This window comes from Cellulomonas dongxiuzhuiae (genome assembly GCF_018623035.1).
Taxonomy (GTDB): Bacteria; Actinomycetota; Actinomycetes; order Actinomycetales; family Cellulomonadaceae; genus Cellulomonas; species Cellulomonas dongxiuzhuiae.
This window is the reverse complement of sequence record NZ_CP076023.1, coordinates 2,582,585-2,596,700: the sequence shown is the minus strand read 5'-3', so window position 1 is coordinate 2,596,700 and position 14,116 is coordinate 2,582,585. Positions and strand designations below refer to the sequence as shown.

At 74.5% G+C, this 14,116-nt stretch carries 14 protein-coding genes and 2 tRNA genes; 11 read left to right on the top strand and 5 right to left on the bottom strand.

Going from position 1 to position 14,116, the window contains the following annotated elements:
* Positions 1-14: 14 nt before the first annotated feature.
* The 3 genes from KKR89_RS11635 (at position 15) to KKR89_RS11625 (ending at position 906) form a co-directional block, all read left to right on the top strand.
* Entirely contained in the window at positions 15-473 is a 459-nt protein-coding gene (locus KKR89_RS11635; protein ID WP_208195479.1) for a DUF6912 family protein, read from the top strand.
* A 146-nt stretch (positions 474-619) separates the two neighbouring features.
* Positions 620-691 (top strand) — tRNA-Gln (locus KKR89_RS11630).
* Between the two features lie 142 nt (positions 692-833).
* Positions 834-906 (top strand) — tRNA-Glu (locus KKR89_RS11625).
* Positions 907-1,055: 149 nt separating this feature from the next.
* Here the strand turns inward: KKR89_RS11625 and KKR89_RS11620 are convergent.
* Positions 1,056-1,775, bottom strand: coding sequence for an IclR family transcriptional regulator (locus KKR89_RS11620; protein ID WP_013117541.1), 720 nt, complete (start codon positions 1,773-1,775; stop codon positions 1,056-1,058).
* Positions 1,776-1,893: 118 nt separating this feature from the next.
* Here KKR89_RS11620 and leuC point away from each other — a divergent pair, with 118 nt between their 5' ends.
* The 5 genes from leuC (at position 1,894) to KKR89_RS11595 (ending at position 7,343) form a co-directional block, all read left to right on the top strand.
* Positions 1,894-3,357: a 3-isopropylmalate dehydratase large subunit gene (leuC, locus tag KKR89_RS11615; RefSeq protein WP_208195478.1), complete on the top strand. Its 1,464-nt coding sequence runs from the start codon at positions 1,894-1,896 to the stop codon at positions 3,355-3,357.
* A 31-nt stretch (positions 3,358-3,388) separates the two neighbouring features.
* The gene (gene leuD, locus KKR89_RS11610; protein WP_208195477.1) at positions 3,389-4,057 is read left to right on the top strand and encodes a 3-isopropylmalate dehydratase small subunit; all 669 of its coding nucleotides are present in this window, start codon (positions 3,389-3,391) and stop codon (positions 4,055-4,057) included.
* 155 nt (positions 4,058-4,212) lie between these two features.
* Complete coding sequence (murA, locus tag KKR89_RS11605; RefSeq protein ID WP_208195476.1) at positions 4,213-5,544, top strand: UDP-N-acetylglucosamine 1-carboxyvinyltransferase; 1,332 nt, start codon at positions 4,213-4,215, stop codon at positions 5,542-5,544.
* A 48-nt stretch (positions 5,545-5,592) separates the two neighbouring features.
* On the top strand, positions 5,593-6,327 hold the full coding sequence (locus KKR89_RS11600) for a lysophospholipid acyltransferase family protein (RefSeq protein ID WP_208195475.1): 735 nt from the start codon (positions 5,593-5,595) through the stop codon (positions 6,325-6,327).
* Positions 6,324-7,343 carry an NAD(P)H-dependent glycerol-3-phosphate dehydrogenase gene (locus tag KKR89_RS11595; RefSeq protein ID WP_208195474.1) on the top strand — a complete coding sequence of 340 codons (1,020 nt, stop codon included), beginning with the start codon at positions 6,324-6,326 and terminating at the stop codon, positions 7,341-7,343. The genes KKR89_RS11600 and KKR89_RS11595 overlap by 4 nt, the downstream gene beginning before the upstream one ends.
* 39 nt (positions 7,344-7,382) lie before the next feature.
* Here the strand turns inward: KKR89_RS11595 and KKR89_RS11590 are convergent, their stop codons facing one another.
* Positions 7,383-8,618, bottom strand: coding sequence for a trans-sulfuration enzyme family protein (locus tag KKR89_RS11590; protein WP_208195473.1), 1,236 nt, complete (start codon positions 8,616-8,618; stop codon positions 7,383-7,385).
* 75 nt (positions 8,619-8,693) lie between these two features.
* On the opposite strand from KKR89_RS11590, the gene KKR89_RS11585 reads away from it, so the two are divergent.
* Positions 8,694-9,863, top strand: coding sequence for a D-alanine--D-alanine ligase family protein (locus KKR89_RS11585; protein WP_208195472.1), 1,170 nt, complete (start codon positions 8,694-8,696; stop codon positions 9,861-9,863).
* 24 nt (positions 9,864-9,887) lie between these two features.
* Here KKR89_RS11585 and KKR89_RS11580 read toward each other — a convergent pair whose 3' ends face one another.
* Positions 9,888-10,361 carry a DUF3515 family protein gene (locus tag KKR89_RS11580; protein WP_208195471.1) on the bottom strand — a complete coding sequence of 158 codons (474 nt, stop codon included), beginning with the start codon at positions 10,359-10,361 and terminating at the stop codon, positions 9,888-9,890.
* 93 nt (positions 10,362-10,454) lie between these two features.
* Between KKR89_RS11580 and KKR89_RS11575 the strand changes: the two genes are divergently transcribed.
* A complete protein-coding gene (locus tag KKR89_RS11575; protein WP_208195470.1) occupies positions 10,455-11,435 on the top strand; it encodes a thiamine-phosphate kinase in 981 nt (326 codons plus the stop codon).
* Positions 11,436-11,476: 41 nt separating this feature from the next.
* Here the strand turns inward: KKR89_RS11575 and KKR89_RS11570 are convergent, their stop codons facing one another.
* Positions 11,477-12,001, bottom strand: a complete 525-nt coding sequence (locus KKR89_RS11570; protein ID WP_208195469.1) for a GNAT family N-acetyltransferase — start codon at positions 11,999-12,001, stop codon at positions 11,477-11,479.
* 117 nt (positions 12,002-12,118) lie between these two features.
* Entirely contained in the window at positions 12,119-12,310 is a 192-nt protein-coding gene (gene rpmB / locus KKR89_RS11565) for a 50S ribosomal protein L28 (protein ID WP_013117530.1), read from the bottom strand.
* A 297-nt stretch (positions 12,311-12,607) separates the two neighbouring features.
* Here rpmB and KKR89_RS11560 point away from each other — a divergent pair, with 297 nt between their 5' ends.
* Positions 12,608-14,116, top strand: a complete 1,509-nt coding sequence (locus KKR89_RS11560; protein WP_208195468.1) for a DAK2 domain-containing protein — start codon at positions 12,608-12,610, stop codon at positions 14,114-14,116.

Below are 14,116 nucleotides of genomic sequence, written 5' to 3'. Positions count from 1 at the left end.
GGCACACTGGGCACGTGCGCGTCTACCTGCCCGTGACCCTCGCCGAGCTCCAGAACGTCTCCCCGGTGCTCCTGGCGCCACGCGTGGCGCACGGCGTGACCCCGGCGCTGCGCGCGCTGTGGCCCGACGAGGACGACGAGGGCTGGGAGTACGCCGCCCAGGCGGCCGCCGCCGACGGGTCCCTGCTGCTGCTGGCAGGCACCCCTGACGCGCCGTCGCTGCGGGTCGTGGTCGCGGCCGACGTGCCCGAGGCCTGCGTGCGCGGCCTGGACGACCCGCCGGTGCCGTCCGCGGTGGAGGTGGTGTGCGGCGTCGACCTCAGCCAGATGGTCAGCGTCCACGTCGACGAGCCTGCGGCCGCCGCGGACGTCGCTGCGGCGGCCGGGGGGGACGAGGCGGCGATCGAGCGCCTGGAGGAGCGGGACCTGCTCTGGTACGACGTGACGGAGATCGCGCAGATCCCCGCGCGCTGAGGCCCCGCGTCGCCGCGTGACCGGCGCCACCGGGAGCCGGTTGGACCCGGCCCTCCCGCTCAGGTAATGTTCACCGCCGGTACGGGTCTGCGAGACGCGTGCCGATGGTGCTGCGTACCGACCGTTTCCCGGTCAGTCACAGCCCTTGGGGTATGGTGTAATTGGCAGCACGACTGATTCTGGTTCAGTTAGTCTAGGTTCGAGTCCTGGTACCCCAGCGTTGTCCGTCGGACGTCAGTCCGGTGGCAGCACGGATCCCCGCCCTGGTGGCGGGCCCGCGGCCGTCGAGAGCGATTTCGACTCACGGTGGACGTCGGGTACAGTATCCACTCGGCACGCGACCTACGGGTCGTGCGCAAGGCCCCCGTTGTGTAGCGGCCTAGCACGCCGCCCTCTCACGGCGGTAGCGCCGGTTCGAATCCGGTCGGGGGTACGGTCAAGGCCCGGTCACCACAGGTGACCGGGCCTTCGTCGTGTCCGGCGAGAGTCGACTCCCTCGCCGTGCCGTGCTGCGGTGGTGCAGCACGCGAGAGCCCGGGGCGCCGGTGTGCTGCACCGGGCCCCGGGCTGCGGACGTGGCGGTCAGTCCGCGGTGCGGCGCAGGACCTCGGTGAGGCGGTTCGCGGCGGACACGACGGCCGCGGCGTGCAGCCGGCCGGGCTGCCGGGACAGGCGCTCGAGCGGTCCGGAGACCGACACCGCGGCCACGACGCGTCCGGACGGGCCGCGCACGGGCGCGGACACCGAGGCGACACCGACCTCGCGCTCGGACACGGACTGCGCCCAGCCGCGGCGGCGGACGCCGGACAGGATGGTGGCGGTGAACTTGGCGCCCTGCAGCCCGCGGTGCAGCCGGTCGGGCTCCTCCCACGCCAGCAGCACCTGCGCGGCGGAGCCGGCCTGCATCGTCAGCGTGGCGCCCACCGGGATGGAGTCGCGCAACCCGATGGGCCGCTCGGCGGCCGCGACGCAGATCCGCTGGTCGCCCTGCCGGCGGTAGAGCTGCGCGCTCTCGCCGGTGTGGTCGCGCAGCAGCGTGAGCACGGGCCCGGCGGCGGCCAGCAGGCGGTCCTCGCCGGCGGCGGTCGCGAGCTCGGAGAGGCGCGGCCCGAGGACGAACCTGCCCTGCAGGTCACGTGCCACCAGACGGTGGTGCTCGAGCGCGACGGCGAGGCGATGGGCCGTGGGGCGTGCAAGATGGGTGGCGGCGACGAGCTGCGCGAGGGTCGCGGGTCCGGCCTCGAGAGCGCTGAGCACCGATGCGGCCTTGTCCAGGACGCCGACTCCGCTAGAGTTGTCCATAGGTCGATATTGGCGTCTCGAAGGCTGAGATGCAAGCCGGGGGACACACGTGCCCCGGCGGACAGTCATCGACTCGGTGACCCGGGAGGCCCCCGCCCGGACGAGAGGAACGACGCACATGGCCGGCACGCTGGCGGAGAAGGTCTGGGAGGCGCACGTCGTGCGTCGTGGCACGGACGGTGCACCGGACCTGCTGTACATCGACCTGCACCTGGTGCACGAGGTCACCAGCCCGCAGGCGTTCGAGGGCCTGCGCCTGGCCGGTCGACCGGTCCGTCGCCCCGATCTCACCCTCGCCACCGAGGACCACAACACGCCGACGCTCGACATCGACCGGCCGATCGCCGACCTGACGAGCCGGACGCAGATCCAGACGCTGCGCAACAACGTCGCCGAGTTCGGCGTCCGCATCCACTCGCTGGGCGACGCCGACCAGGGGATCGTGCACCAGGTCGGTCCCCAGCTCGGCCTGACGCAGCCCGGGCTGACCGTCGTCTGCGGCGACTCGCACACCTCGACGCACGGCGCCTTCGGCGCGCTCGCGTTCGGCATCGGCACGAGCGAGGTCGAGCACGTCCTGGCGACGCAGACCCTCCCGCTCGCGCCCTTCAAGACGATGGCGATCACCGTCAACGGCGCGCTGCCGATCGGCGCGAGCGCGAAGGACATCATCCTGGCGATCATCGCCAAGATCGGCACCGGCGGCGGCCAGGGCTACGTCCTGGAGTACCGCGGCGAGGCCATCCGCAACCTCTCGATGGAGGGGCGGATGACGATCTGCAACATGTCGATCGAGGCCGGTGCGCGCGCGGGGATGATCGCGCCCGACCAGACCACCTTCGACTACCTCCAGGGGCGCCCGCACGCCCCCGAGGGCGCTGACTGGGACGCGGCCGTCGAGTACTGGCGCACGCTGCGCACCGACGACGACGCGGTCTTCGACGCCGAGGTCGTGCTCGAGGCCGCCGACCTGGAGCCGTTCGTGACGTGGGGCACCAACCCCGGCCAGGGTCTGCCGCTGTCCGGCAACGTCCCCGTGCCGGAGCAGATCGCCGACGCCAACGAGCGCGTCGCGGCCGAGCGCGCGATCGAGTACATGGGCCTGGTCCCGGGCCAGCCGCTGCGCGACATCAAGGTCGACACCGTCTTCATCGGCTCCTGCACCAACGGCCGCATCGAGGACCTGCGGGCCGTCGCCAAGCTCGTCAAGGACCGCAAGAAGGCCGACGACGTGCGCGTCCTGGTCGTGCCCGCCTCCGCGCGCGTCCGGCTGCAGGCCGAGGCCGAGGGGCTCGACCAGATCTTCCTCGACTTCGGTGCCGAGTGGCGCAACGCCGGCTGCTCGATGTGCCTGGGCATGAACCCCGACCAGCTCGCGCCGCAGGAGCGCTCGGCGTCGACGTCGAACCGCAACTTCGAGGGACGGCAGGGCAAGGGCGGACGCACGCACCTGGTCTCGCCGCTCGTCGCGGCCGCCACGGCGATCCGCGGCACGCTGTCGTCGGTCGCGGACCTCGGCGCCGACGTCCCCGTCCCGGACGGCAGCCCCCTGACGTCCGACGACGCGCTGCAGACCGCCTGACGCCCCCCGACACCCCAGGTAGGAACCCATCATGGAGAAGTTCAGCCAGCACACCGGGGTCGGCGTCCCGCTGCGTCGCAGCAACGTCGACACCGACCAGATCATCCCCGCCGTGTACCTCAAGCGGGTCACGCGCACGGGCTTCGAGGACGCCCTGTTCGCCGCGTGGCGCGGCGACCCGGCGTTCGTGCTCAACCAGGACGCCTACCGTTCCGGCTCGGTCCTCGTGGCCGGTCCGGACTTCGGCACCGGCTCGTCGCGCGAGCACGCCGTGTGGGCGCTGAAGGACTACGGCTTCCGCGTCGTGATCTCGCCGCGGTTCGCCGACATCTTCCGCGGCAACTCCGGCAAGCAGGGTCTCCTGGCGGCCCAGGTCGGCCAGGAGGACGTCGAGCTGCTGTGGAAGATCCTCGAGACGCGACCCGGCACCGAGGTGACGGTCGACCTCGCGTCGCGCACCGTGACGTGCGACGACGTCGTCGTCCCGTTCCAGGTGGACGACTACACGCGCTGGCGCCTCATGGAGGGTCTGGACGACATCGGACTCACCCTTCAGCACGCCGACGAGATCACCGAGTTCGAGAAGCGCCGCGAGTCCTGGCGCCCCGCCACGCTGCCGGCGAAGCACCTGCCGCCCGTCGACGTGCGCCCGGCACGTCCCGTCGTGCCGCTGGGCCTCGGCCCGACACGCGGCGCGTGATGCGAGGGGCACGCCTCTGACCTGCAAGGTCGTCCCGGGCGGGTGCGCAGCCCCGGCGCGCGCCCGCCCGGAGCCGTTGTGAGGGTTCTGCGAGGGCTGCACCGACGCGGCCGCAGATGATGTGCGCACACCGCGCGGTGAGGGACGATGTGTCCATGAGCGACCTGCTGTACGTCGACGGTGGCAACCCGCTTCGGGGCGAGATCACCGTCCGAGGGGCCAAGAACTTCGTCTCCAAGGCGATGGTCGCCGCACTCCTCGGCGAGACGCCGAGCGAGCTGCGCAACGTGCCCCAGATCCGGGACGTGACCGTCGTGTCCGGCCTGCTGCGCCTGCACGGCGTGAAGGTCGAGATCGACGAGGACGCCGGCACGATCAGCCTCGACCCGACGGACGTCGAGTCCGCGCACGTGGCGGACATCGACGCGCACGCCGGCTCCAGCCGCATCCCGATCCTGTTCTGCGGGCCGCTGCTGCACCGTCTGGGGGAGGCGTTCATCCCCGACCTGGGCGGCTGCCGGATCGGCGACCGGCCGATCAACTTCCACCTCGACATCCTGCGCCAGTTCGGTGCCGTCGTGGACAAGACCCACAACGGCATCCACATCCGGGCGCCGCACCGTCTCCAGGGCACCAAGATCCAGCTGCCCTACCCGAGCGTCGGCGCCACCGAGCAGCTGCTGCTGACGGCCGTGCGGGCCGAGGGCATCACCGAGCTCGCGAACGCGGCCATCGAGCCCGAGATCATGGACCTCATCAACGTCCTGCAGAAGATGGGCGCGATCATCTCGGTCGACACCGACCGCGTGATCCGCATCGAGGGCGTCGACCGGCTGGTGGGCTTCCAGCACACCGCGCTGTCGGACCGCATCGAGGCGGCGTCCTGGGCGTCGGCCGCGCTGGCGACCGGGGGCGACGTGTACGTGCGGGGCGCGACCCAGCCGGAGATGACGACCTTCCTCAACACCTTCCGCAAGGTCGGCGGCGAGTTCACGATCGACGACGGCGGCATCCGGTTCTTCCACCCGGGCGGGGACCTGCGCTCGATCCAGCTCGAGACCGACGTGCACCCCGGGTTCATGACGGACTGGCAGCAGCCGCTCGTCGTGGCGCTCACCCAGGCGCGCGGCCTGTCGATCGTCCACGAGACCGTGTACGAGAACCGGTTCGGGTTCGTCGACGCGCTCGTCGGCATGGGTGCCACCATCCAGGTCTACAAGGAGTGCCTGGGCGGGCGGCCGTGCCGCTTCGGCCAGCGCAACTTCTACCACTCGGCCGTGATCTCCGGCCCGACGCCCCTGTCGGCCGCCGAGATCGAGGTCCCGGACCTGCGGGGCGGCTTCAGCCACCTCATCGCGGCGCTGGCGGCCAAGGGCACGTCGGCGGTGCGCGGCATCAGCCTCATCGACCGGGGCTACGAGCGGTTCACCGACAAGCTCGAGGCGCTCGGTGCCCAGTTCAGCCGCGAGGACCACGGGCGGCGCTGACGGGACGGCGGGCAGCGATTCCCGTCGCCACGGCTACCATCGGTTCCCGTGCCGTCGCCGTCGCGTTCCAACCTCGTCTACCGCAACGTCGCACGCATCGTGCGCACGTTCCTGTTCGCGACGACCCGTCCCGACTGGCACGGTGCCGAGCACCTGCCCGCCGAGGGCGGGTTCATCGCCGTCGCGAACCACCTGACGGAGGTGGACCCGCTGACGTTCGCGCACTACCTGTGGGACAACGGGCACGTGCCGCGCGTGCTGGCCAAGTCCTCGCTGTTCACCGTGCCCGTCGTCGGGCCCGTCCTGCGGGCCACCGGCCAGATCCCCGTGCACCGCGAGACGGCCGCCGCGGGCGACTCGCTGCGGTCGGCGGTCGTCGCCGTGCAGCAGGGCGAGTGCGTCGCCGTCTTCCCCGAGGGGACCCTCACGCGTGACCCCGACCTGTGGCCCATGGCGGGGCGCACCGGGGTGGCCCGCCTGGCGCTGACGACCCGCGCCCCCGTCGTGCCCGTGGCGCAGTGGGGCATGCAGGACCTGCTCGCCCGCTACGGCAAGGTCCTCAAGCCGTTCCCCCGCAAGAAGGTCACGGTCGTCGCGGGTCCGCCGGTCGACCTGTCGGACCTCTACGACCGGCCGCACGACACCGCGACGCTGCGCGAGGCGACCGAACGGGTGATGGCGGCGATCACGGTCCTGCTCGAGCAGATCCGCGCCGAGCAGGCGCCCGCCGAGCGCTACGACATGCGGCGCAGGCGCGCGACCGGCGACGGGACGGCGGCATGACGACCGAGGACGGCCCGCTGCGGGCGGCGGTGCTCGGGTCGGGCAGCTGGGGCACGACGTTCGCGGCCGTCCTGGCGGACGCGGGCTGCGAGGTGACCGTGTGGGGGCGGGACGCCGCGACGGTCCACGAGATCGCCCACGAGGGGCGCAACACGCGCTACCTGCCGGGCATCGAGCTGCCTGCGGGTGTGACGGCGACCCTCGACGCGCGCGAGGCCGTCGCCGGGGCCGACGTGCTCGCCGTGGCGGTGCCGTCGCAGCGCGCGCGCGACGTGCTGGCCCCGCTGGCGGACGCCGTCCCCGCGCACACCGTCGTCGTGTCGCTCATGAAGGGCGTCGAGCTCGACACCGACCAGCGGATGAGCGAGGTGGTCGCCCAGAGCCTGCGTATCGACGCGAGCCGCGTCGCCGTGCTGTCGGGCCCCAACCTCGCGCGGGAGATCGCGCAGCGCCAGCCGACGGCCACCGTCGTCGCGTCGACGAGCGACGCGACCGCCCGCCTCGTGGCACGCGCCTGCGCGTCGTCCTACTTCCGCCCGTACACCAACCCGGACGTCGTGGGCGTCGAGCTGTGCGGCGCCGTGAAGAACGTCATCGCGCTCGCCGTGGGCATCTCCCAGGGGCGGGGGATGGGGTTCAACACGATGGCGACCGTCATCACGCGCGGTCTGGTGGAGATCACACGGCTCGGGCTCGCGCTCGGTGCCGACGCGGACACGTTCCCGGGGCTCGCCGGCATGGGCGACCTCATGGCGACGTGCGCGTCGCCGGACTCGCGCAACCACACCCTCGGCGTGCACATCGGTCGCGGCATGAGCCTGGACGAGGCGATCGTCGCGACCGGCGGCACCGCCGAGGGCGTCAAGTCCTGCCGGTCGGTGCTGGCGCTGGCGACGTCGCTGGGCGTGGACATGCCCATCACCTCGGCCGTCGTGCAGGTGCTGCACGAGGACCTGCCGGTGGACCACCTGGCCGGCCTCCTGCTGGCGCGGCCCCACAAGGCCGAGGGCGTCTGACCCGGGGGCGGTCCGGGGTCGGGGTGCCCGGGCGTCCGCTCAGGCCTGCGCGGCCCGGCTCGCCGCCGTCAGCGCGGCGTCGAGGTCGGACCACAGGTCCTCGACGTCCTCGATCCCGACCGACAGCCGGACGAGGTCCTGCGGCACCGTGGGCGACTCGGTCGCGAAGCGGCGACGACGCTCGAGCGTCGACTCGACCCCACCGAGGCTCGTGGCCGGCACCCACAGGTCGACCGCGTCGACGAGCGCGTCGGCGCCGGCGGGCCCGCCGACCGGCCGCAGGCCCACGATCGCACCGAACCCGTCCATCTGGGCGGCGGCACGCGCGTGGCCCGGGTCGCCGGGCAGACCCGGGTAGCGCACCTCGACGACGTGCGGGTGGTCCGCCAGGCGCCGCGCCAGCTCGGCCGCGTTGGCCTGCGCGCGCTCGACGCGCAGCGCGAGCGTGCGCAGCCCCCGCAGTGCGAGCCACACCTCGAACGGCCCGGCGATCGCCCCGTGGGTGGTGCGGTGCGCGACGAGCCGCCCGTGCAGGGCCGGGTCGTCGGTGACGGTGGCGCCGAGCACGACGTCGGAGTGCCCGGCGAGGTACTTGGTGACCGAGTGCACGACGACGTCGGCGCCGTGCGCGAGCGGCCGCTGGACGAGGGGCGTCGCGAAGGTGCTGTCGACCACGACGAGGGCGTCGAGGTCGTGCGCCGCCGCCACCAGGGCGGGGACGTCGGCGACCTCGAGCATCGGGTTGGTGGGGGACTCGAGCCAGAGCATCGCCGCAGGCGTCCCGTCGGAGCCCCGGAGCGCCGTCACGACCGCCTCGGTGTCCGCGACGTCGACCACGTCGAGACGCAGCAGCCCACGCTCCTCCAGCTCGCGCAGCAGCACCAGCGTGACCTGGTAGGCGTGCCGGGGCGCGACCACGCGTCCGCCGAGGGGCACGAGCGCCAGCGCGGCGTCGATCGCCGCCATGCCGGACGCGAACACCGTCGCCGGGGGACCGTCCGACGGTAGGCCGAGCGCGGCGTGGTCGACGCGCTCGAGCGCCGCCAGGGCCTGCTCGAACGGCTCCCAGGCCGGTGTGCCGATCCGGCCGTACAGGTGCTCGCCGGGCGTCGGGGAGCCCTGGGACACGAACGTCGACGAGAGCACCACGGGCGGGTTGAGCGATCCGCCGGGAGCCCGGGCCGGACGCCCCGCGCTGACGGCGAGCGTCCGCGGCGAGAGCGTCGTCCGGTCGGTGGGCGGGAGGTCCGGGGAGGCGGGCGCCGACGTCGTCACGGGTGGCAGGTTACGCCCGGGGCCGCCGCGTGCGCGGCCCGCGGGGACACCGCGGGAGGGTAGGGTCGGTCCGCGATGGACGCCACGAGGATCCCCCTGACCGACGCTGACCGCACCGACGGTGCCGGCGGACCCGGAGCTCACCGCCCCCGGGTCATGGTGCTCTTCGGAGGGCGCTCGGGCGAGCACGCGATCAGCTGTGCGACGGCGGGCGGCGTCCTGCGGGCGATCGACCGGGACCGGTACGACGTCGTCGCGGTCGGGATCACGCGTGCGGGCCAGTGGGTGCTCGCCGACGACGACCCGGACCGCTGGGCCATCCGCGACGGCGTGCTGCCGCAGGTCGAGGACACGTCCACCCACGTGCTGCTGCCGCAGGGCACGACGGACCGCGACGTGCAGCTGCTGCGCGACGGCCGGCTGGCCGCCCCGCTGGGCGCGGTCGACGTGGTCTTCCCGCTGCTGCACGGGCCGTTCGGCGAGGACGGGACCGTCCAGGGGCTCCTCGAGCTGGCGGACGTGCGGTACGTGGGCTCCGGCGTGCTGGCGTCCGCGGTCGGCATGGACAAGCACATGATGAAGCTCGTCCTCGCCGGCTCGGGGCTCACGGTCGGACGGTTCCGGGTGCTGCCCGCGGGTCGTCCCGTCGACGCGGGCACGCTGGACGCCGTCGTCGCCGACCTCGGCCTGCCCCTGTTCGTCAAGCCCGCGCGCGCCGGTTCCAGCCTCGGCATCTCGCGCGTGGACGACGCGGCGGACCTGCCGGCCGCGATCGCGACGGCGCGCGAGCACGACCCCAAGGTGATCGTCGAGGCGGCACTCGTCGGCCGTGAGATCGAGTGCGGCGTCCTCGGCGGGCGCGCCGGCGCACCGGCCCGTGCCTCGCTGCCGGGGGAGATCGTCGTGACCGACACGCGGCACGCGTTCTACGACTTCGAGGCGAAGTACCTCGACGAGGCCGGCGTGACGCTGGCCTGCCCGGCCGATCTCGCCCCGGACGTCGTCGCCCGCGTGCAGGACGTCGCGGTGCGGGCGTTCGAGGCCGTCGGGTGCGAGGGGCTCGCCCGTGTCGACGTCTTCGTGACCGCCGACGGCGAGGTCGTCGTCAACGAGATCAACACGATGCCCGGGTTCACGCCGTACTCGATGTACCCCCGGCTGTGGGACGTGTCGGGGGTCGACTACGCGGCACTGGTGGACGAGCTCGTCGGTCTGGCACTCGAGCGGCCCACCGGGCTGCGCTGAGAGCTCCGCGGGCCCGCGGAGGCCTCACAGGCAGCTGCGCTGCTGCTCCGTGAGCGCGACGGCCGGCCCCAGCAGGTCCACGAACGACGTGGAGCGCGTCTCGGCGACCTCCCGCGGGATGACCAGCTCGACCGCGGGCACGCGCCCGTAGGTCGTGAACGTCCAGTCGCCGTCGTCCTCGACGACCACCCAGTCGATCGTCGGGCCCTGGGGCGTCGTGACCGACTGGCACCGTTCGGTGGTCGGTCCCAGGGGCTCGACGCCGCACCGCAGCACGACGGCGGCGCGCGGGTCGCCCCACGCCGCGGTGGCCTGCGCGTCGGTGTCGACCCGTTCCAGACCCTCGCCGAGCGAGCGGGGCAGGGCGAGGACGACCGAGGCGCACACGGGGTCGGTCGCGAACGGTGCGACGGTGACCGGCACGGTCGGTGCGCATCCCGACAGGACGAGGAGCGCACCCGTTGCGGCGGTCGTCGCGACGGTGGGGCGGTGGAGCACGCCGCCACGCTACCCGTCGTCGGTCGCTGCGCAGGACGCCCTCCGCGACCGGCGCGGGCGCACGACGCGCACGCGACGGTCTAGCGTGGACGCGTGCCTGCCGAGAGCCTCGTCGTCGCCGACCTCGCCGAGCAGGACCTGCTCGACCGCATCTTCCCGCACCTGCCCGTGGGGTCCCGCACGCTCGTGCCGCCGGGTGACGACGCGGCCGTCGTCCTCGCACCGGACGGGCGCTACGTGGTGACCTGCGACGTGCTCGTCGAGGACGTGCACTTCCGTCGCCGGTGGTCCACCGGTGAGGACGTCGGTCGCCGGGCCGCGGTGCAGAACCTCGCGGACGTCGCCGCGATGGGCGCCCGCCCGGTCGCGCTCGTCGTCGGGCTCGTCGTCCCGGGCGCCACCGCCGTGGCGTGGGTCGAGGGCCTCGCGCGTGGGCTCGGTGACGCCTGCCGGCCGCTGGACGTCGGGGTCGTCGGGGGAGACCTGTCCTCCGGTCCCGTGGTCGTGGTGTCCGTCACCGCGCACGGCGACCTGGAGGGCCGCGCGCCCGTGCGACGCAGCGGGGCGCGGGTGGGCGACGTGGTGGCGCACGCGGGCCGGCGCGGCTGGTCGGCGGCGGGTCTCGACCTGCTGACGGCAGGCAGGGGCGACGTCGCGCCGGAGCTGACGGCCGCCTACCGCGCGCCCGAGGCGCCGCTGGCCGCGGGACCGGCGGCCGCGCTCGGCGGGGCGACGGCGATGCTCGACGTCTCCGACGGCCTGCTGCGCGACGCCGCCCGGCTCGCGCGCGCGAGCGGTGTGACGCTCGACCTCGACGCGCCGCTGCAGGCCTTCGCGCAGGACGCCGCGGTGCTGGCCGGTGCGGCCGACGCGCTGGGCGGCGCGGACCTGGAGCGCTGGCTGCTCACCGGCGGCGAGGACCACGGCCTGCTCGCGACCTTCCCGCCGGACGCGCCGCTGCCTGAGCCGTTCCGCCGGGTCGGGTCGGTCTCGAGGCGCTCGGACCATCCCGTGCTCGTCGCCGGCGCGCCGCCACGCGTCGTCGCGACGGGCTGGGACCACTTCGGCGCGTAGCGCCGCGCCCGACCGTGTGCCCGCGGGCCCTCGTCGGGCCGTCAGCCGCGGCGGTAGCGGACCTCGAGGAGGTCGGCCCCGCCGACGTTCTCGAGCCGCTCGACGCCGTCGGGGGAGAAGCCGTGGCGGCGGTAGAAGTGGCGCGCGCGCGTGTTGTCGGCCAGGACCCACAGCGACATCGGTGTCTGCTCGCCGGCCTCGCCCAGGACGGTGCGGATCAGGTCGCGCGCGACGCCGTGGCCCCACGTCCCGGGGTCGAGGTAGATCGAGTAGATCTCGCGCTCCCCGCGCCGCGCGTCCTCGTCGCGGCTCGGGCCGTACGACGCGAAGCCGAGGACGCGCCCGTCGGACTCGGCGACGTAGGTGCGCACGTGGTCCGCCGGTCCGTGGGCGAGGTGGTCCGCCCAGCTCGTGGCGCGCGCCTCGGGGTCGAGCGAGCGCAGGTGCTCGTCGGGGACGATCCCGGCGTACGCCTCCTGCCACGACCTGATGTGCACGGCAGCGATGTCCGCCGCGTCCTCGGTGGTCGCGGGGCGGATGGTGACCTCGTCGATGTGCTCCACCATGGCGCCCACCCTGCCACAGGTCCCGGGCAGCACGAAGGTCCACGAGCGGATGCCCGTGGACCTTCGGCGTGTCGTTCGTGTGTCCCGTCGCGTCGTGCCCGACGGGCGTGCGGGACGTCAGGCCGCGCGCTGCACCTTGCCGGCCTTGAGGCACGACGTGCACACGTTGAGGCGCTTCGGGGTGCCGGCGACGACCACCCGCACGCGCTGGATGTTCGGGTTCCAGCGCCGCTTCGTACGCACGTGGGAGTGCGAGATGCTGTGCCCGAAGCTCGGGCGCTTGGCGCAGACGTCGCAGTTGGCAGCCACGGTCTTCTCCTGGTTCTGTCCTGTCGCGGGCCGACGGGCGGCCCTGCGGTCGTGCACGTGTCCCGCGCTCCCGCTCGTCGACCCGGCCCGAGGGCCGGGACCGCACGACGGTGCGTCGGAAGGTCTGTGGGGGTCCCGGGCGAGGTCCGGGCAACCGGGCAAGACTAGCCCATCGTCGGGGTACCCCCCAAATGTCGGCGTCGTGCGGCACAGTGGGCGGCGACCAGCGGGCGGTTCCCGGTCGGCCGGGTCGGCGTGCGTCGGCCGTGGCCGGGTCGTCCGCGCCGGACCGGTGCGGTGGGCGGAGACGAGGAGATGCGTGTGGAGGTCGCGGCGCGGCAGGTCGTGCTCGACGGTGACGCCGTGCGCGCGTGGGCGCTCGGCGCGCTGACCGCGTGCCGCGCGGCCCGCGAGCGCATCGACGCGGTCAACGTGTTCCCCGTCCCGGACGCGGACACGGGCTCCAACGTCACGCTGACGGTCGCGGGCGGTGCCGAGGCCGTCGCCGCCGACCCCGGCGACGACGGCCCCGCGGCGCTCCTGGCGGCCTTCGCGCGCGGTGCGGCCAGGTCCGCGCGCGGCAACTCGGGGATCATCCTCAGCCAGTGGCTCGTGGGGCTGGCCGCGGGCCTGGCGCAGGAGGGGCCGCTCGCCGCAGGCGCCGCGGCGGCCCTGGTCACCGGTCTCGAGCGGGCGGCGGGTGCAGCGCGCGACGCGGTGCCCGACCCGCAGGAGGGGACCATCCTCACGGTCGCCCGCGAGGTCGCGGCGCACGCGCGCCGCGGGGTCGCGGGCGTGACCGGCTCACCGGCCGACGTCCTCGCGGCTGCGACGGACGCGGCACGCGCGGACCTTGCACGGCTCAGCGCGGGCCACGACGTCCTGCGTGCCGCCCGCGTGGTCGACGCGGGGGCGTGCGCGCTGCTCGTGGTGCTCGACGCGCTCGTGCACACGCTGCGGACCGGTGGTGGTGCCCTGGGGGAGGCCGACCTCGACCTCGCCTGGCTGCCCCGGGCCACGCCGGACGTGGTCGCCGGGTGCGCGCCGGCCGCGGGCGGCGCGTACGAGGTGATGATGCTGGTGCGTCCCACGTGGCCCGGTGCCGACGACCTCGCCCGCGCGCTGCAGGAGGTCGGCGACGCGGTCGCCGTCGTCGACGCGGGCGGGTCGCGGCACGCCCACGTGCACTGCGACGACCCCGCGGCGGCGATCGCGCTCGTCCCGCGCACCGCCCGGGAGCAGGTCGTCGTGCGGCGGGTCGAGGAGCCCGCGCCCGCCGCGCGCGGGCTCGTCGTGCTCACCGCGTCACCCGGCCTCTCGGCATGGTTCGCGACGTGCGGAGCGGTGACGCTCGTGGGTGACGACCCGGGCTCCGAGCAGGTCGCGCGCGCCGCGGTGGACACCTGCGCGGGCCGTGCCGTCGTCGTGGCCGCCGGTGTCGGCCCCACGGGTGGTGCACCCGCCGGTGCACCGTTCGACCTGCTGACCGCGCCGGGCGACGGTCCCGCGGTCGTGGCCTGCCTCGCGCTCGTCGCGGACCCGGGCGTCACGCCCGACGCGGGCCGCGACGCGCTGCGGCGCCTGCGCGCGGCCACCCCCACGGGCCCCGAGACGGTCCCGGCCGCCGTGACGGCCCTGCTCCCGCAGGTGCCGGGCGCCCAGGGCGTGACGCTCGTGCACGGGCCCGGCGTCGACCCCGCCGCGGCACGTGCCGCTGCCGACGCGCTCGCTGCGGCGCACCCGCAGCTCGAGGTCGTCGTCGCCGGCCCGGCGGCCGGCGCCGACTGGTGGGTGGGGGTCGACTGA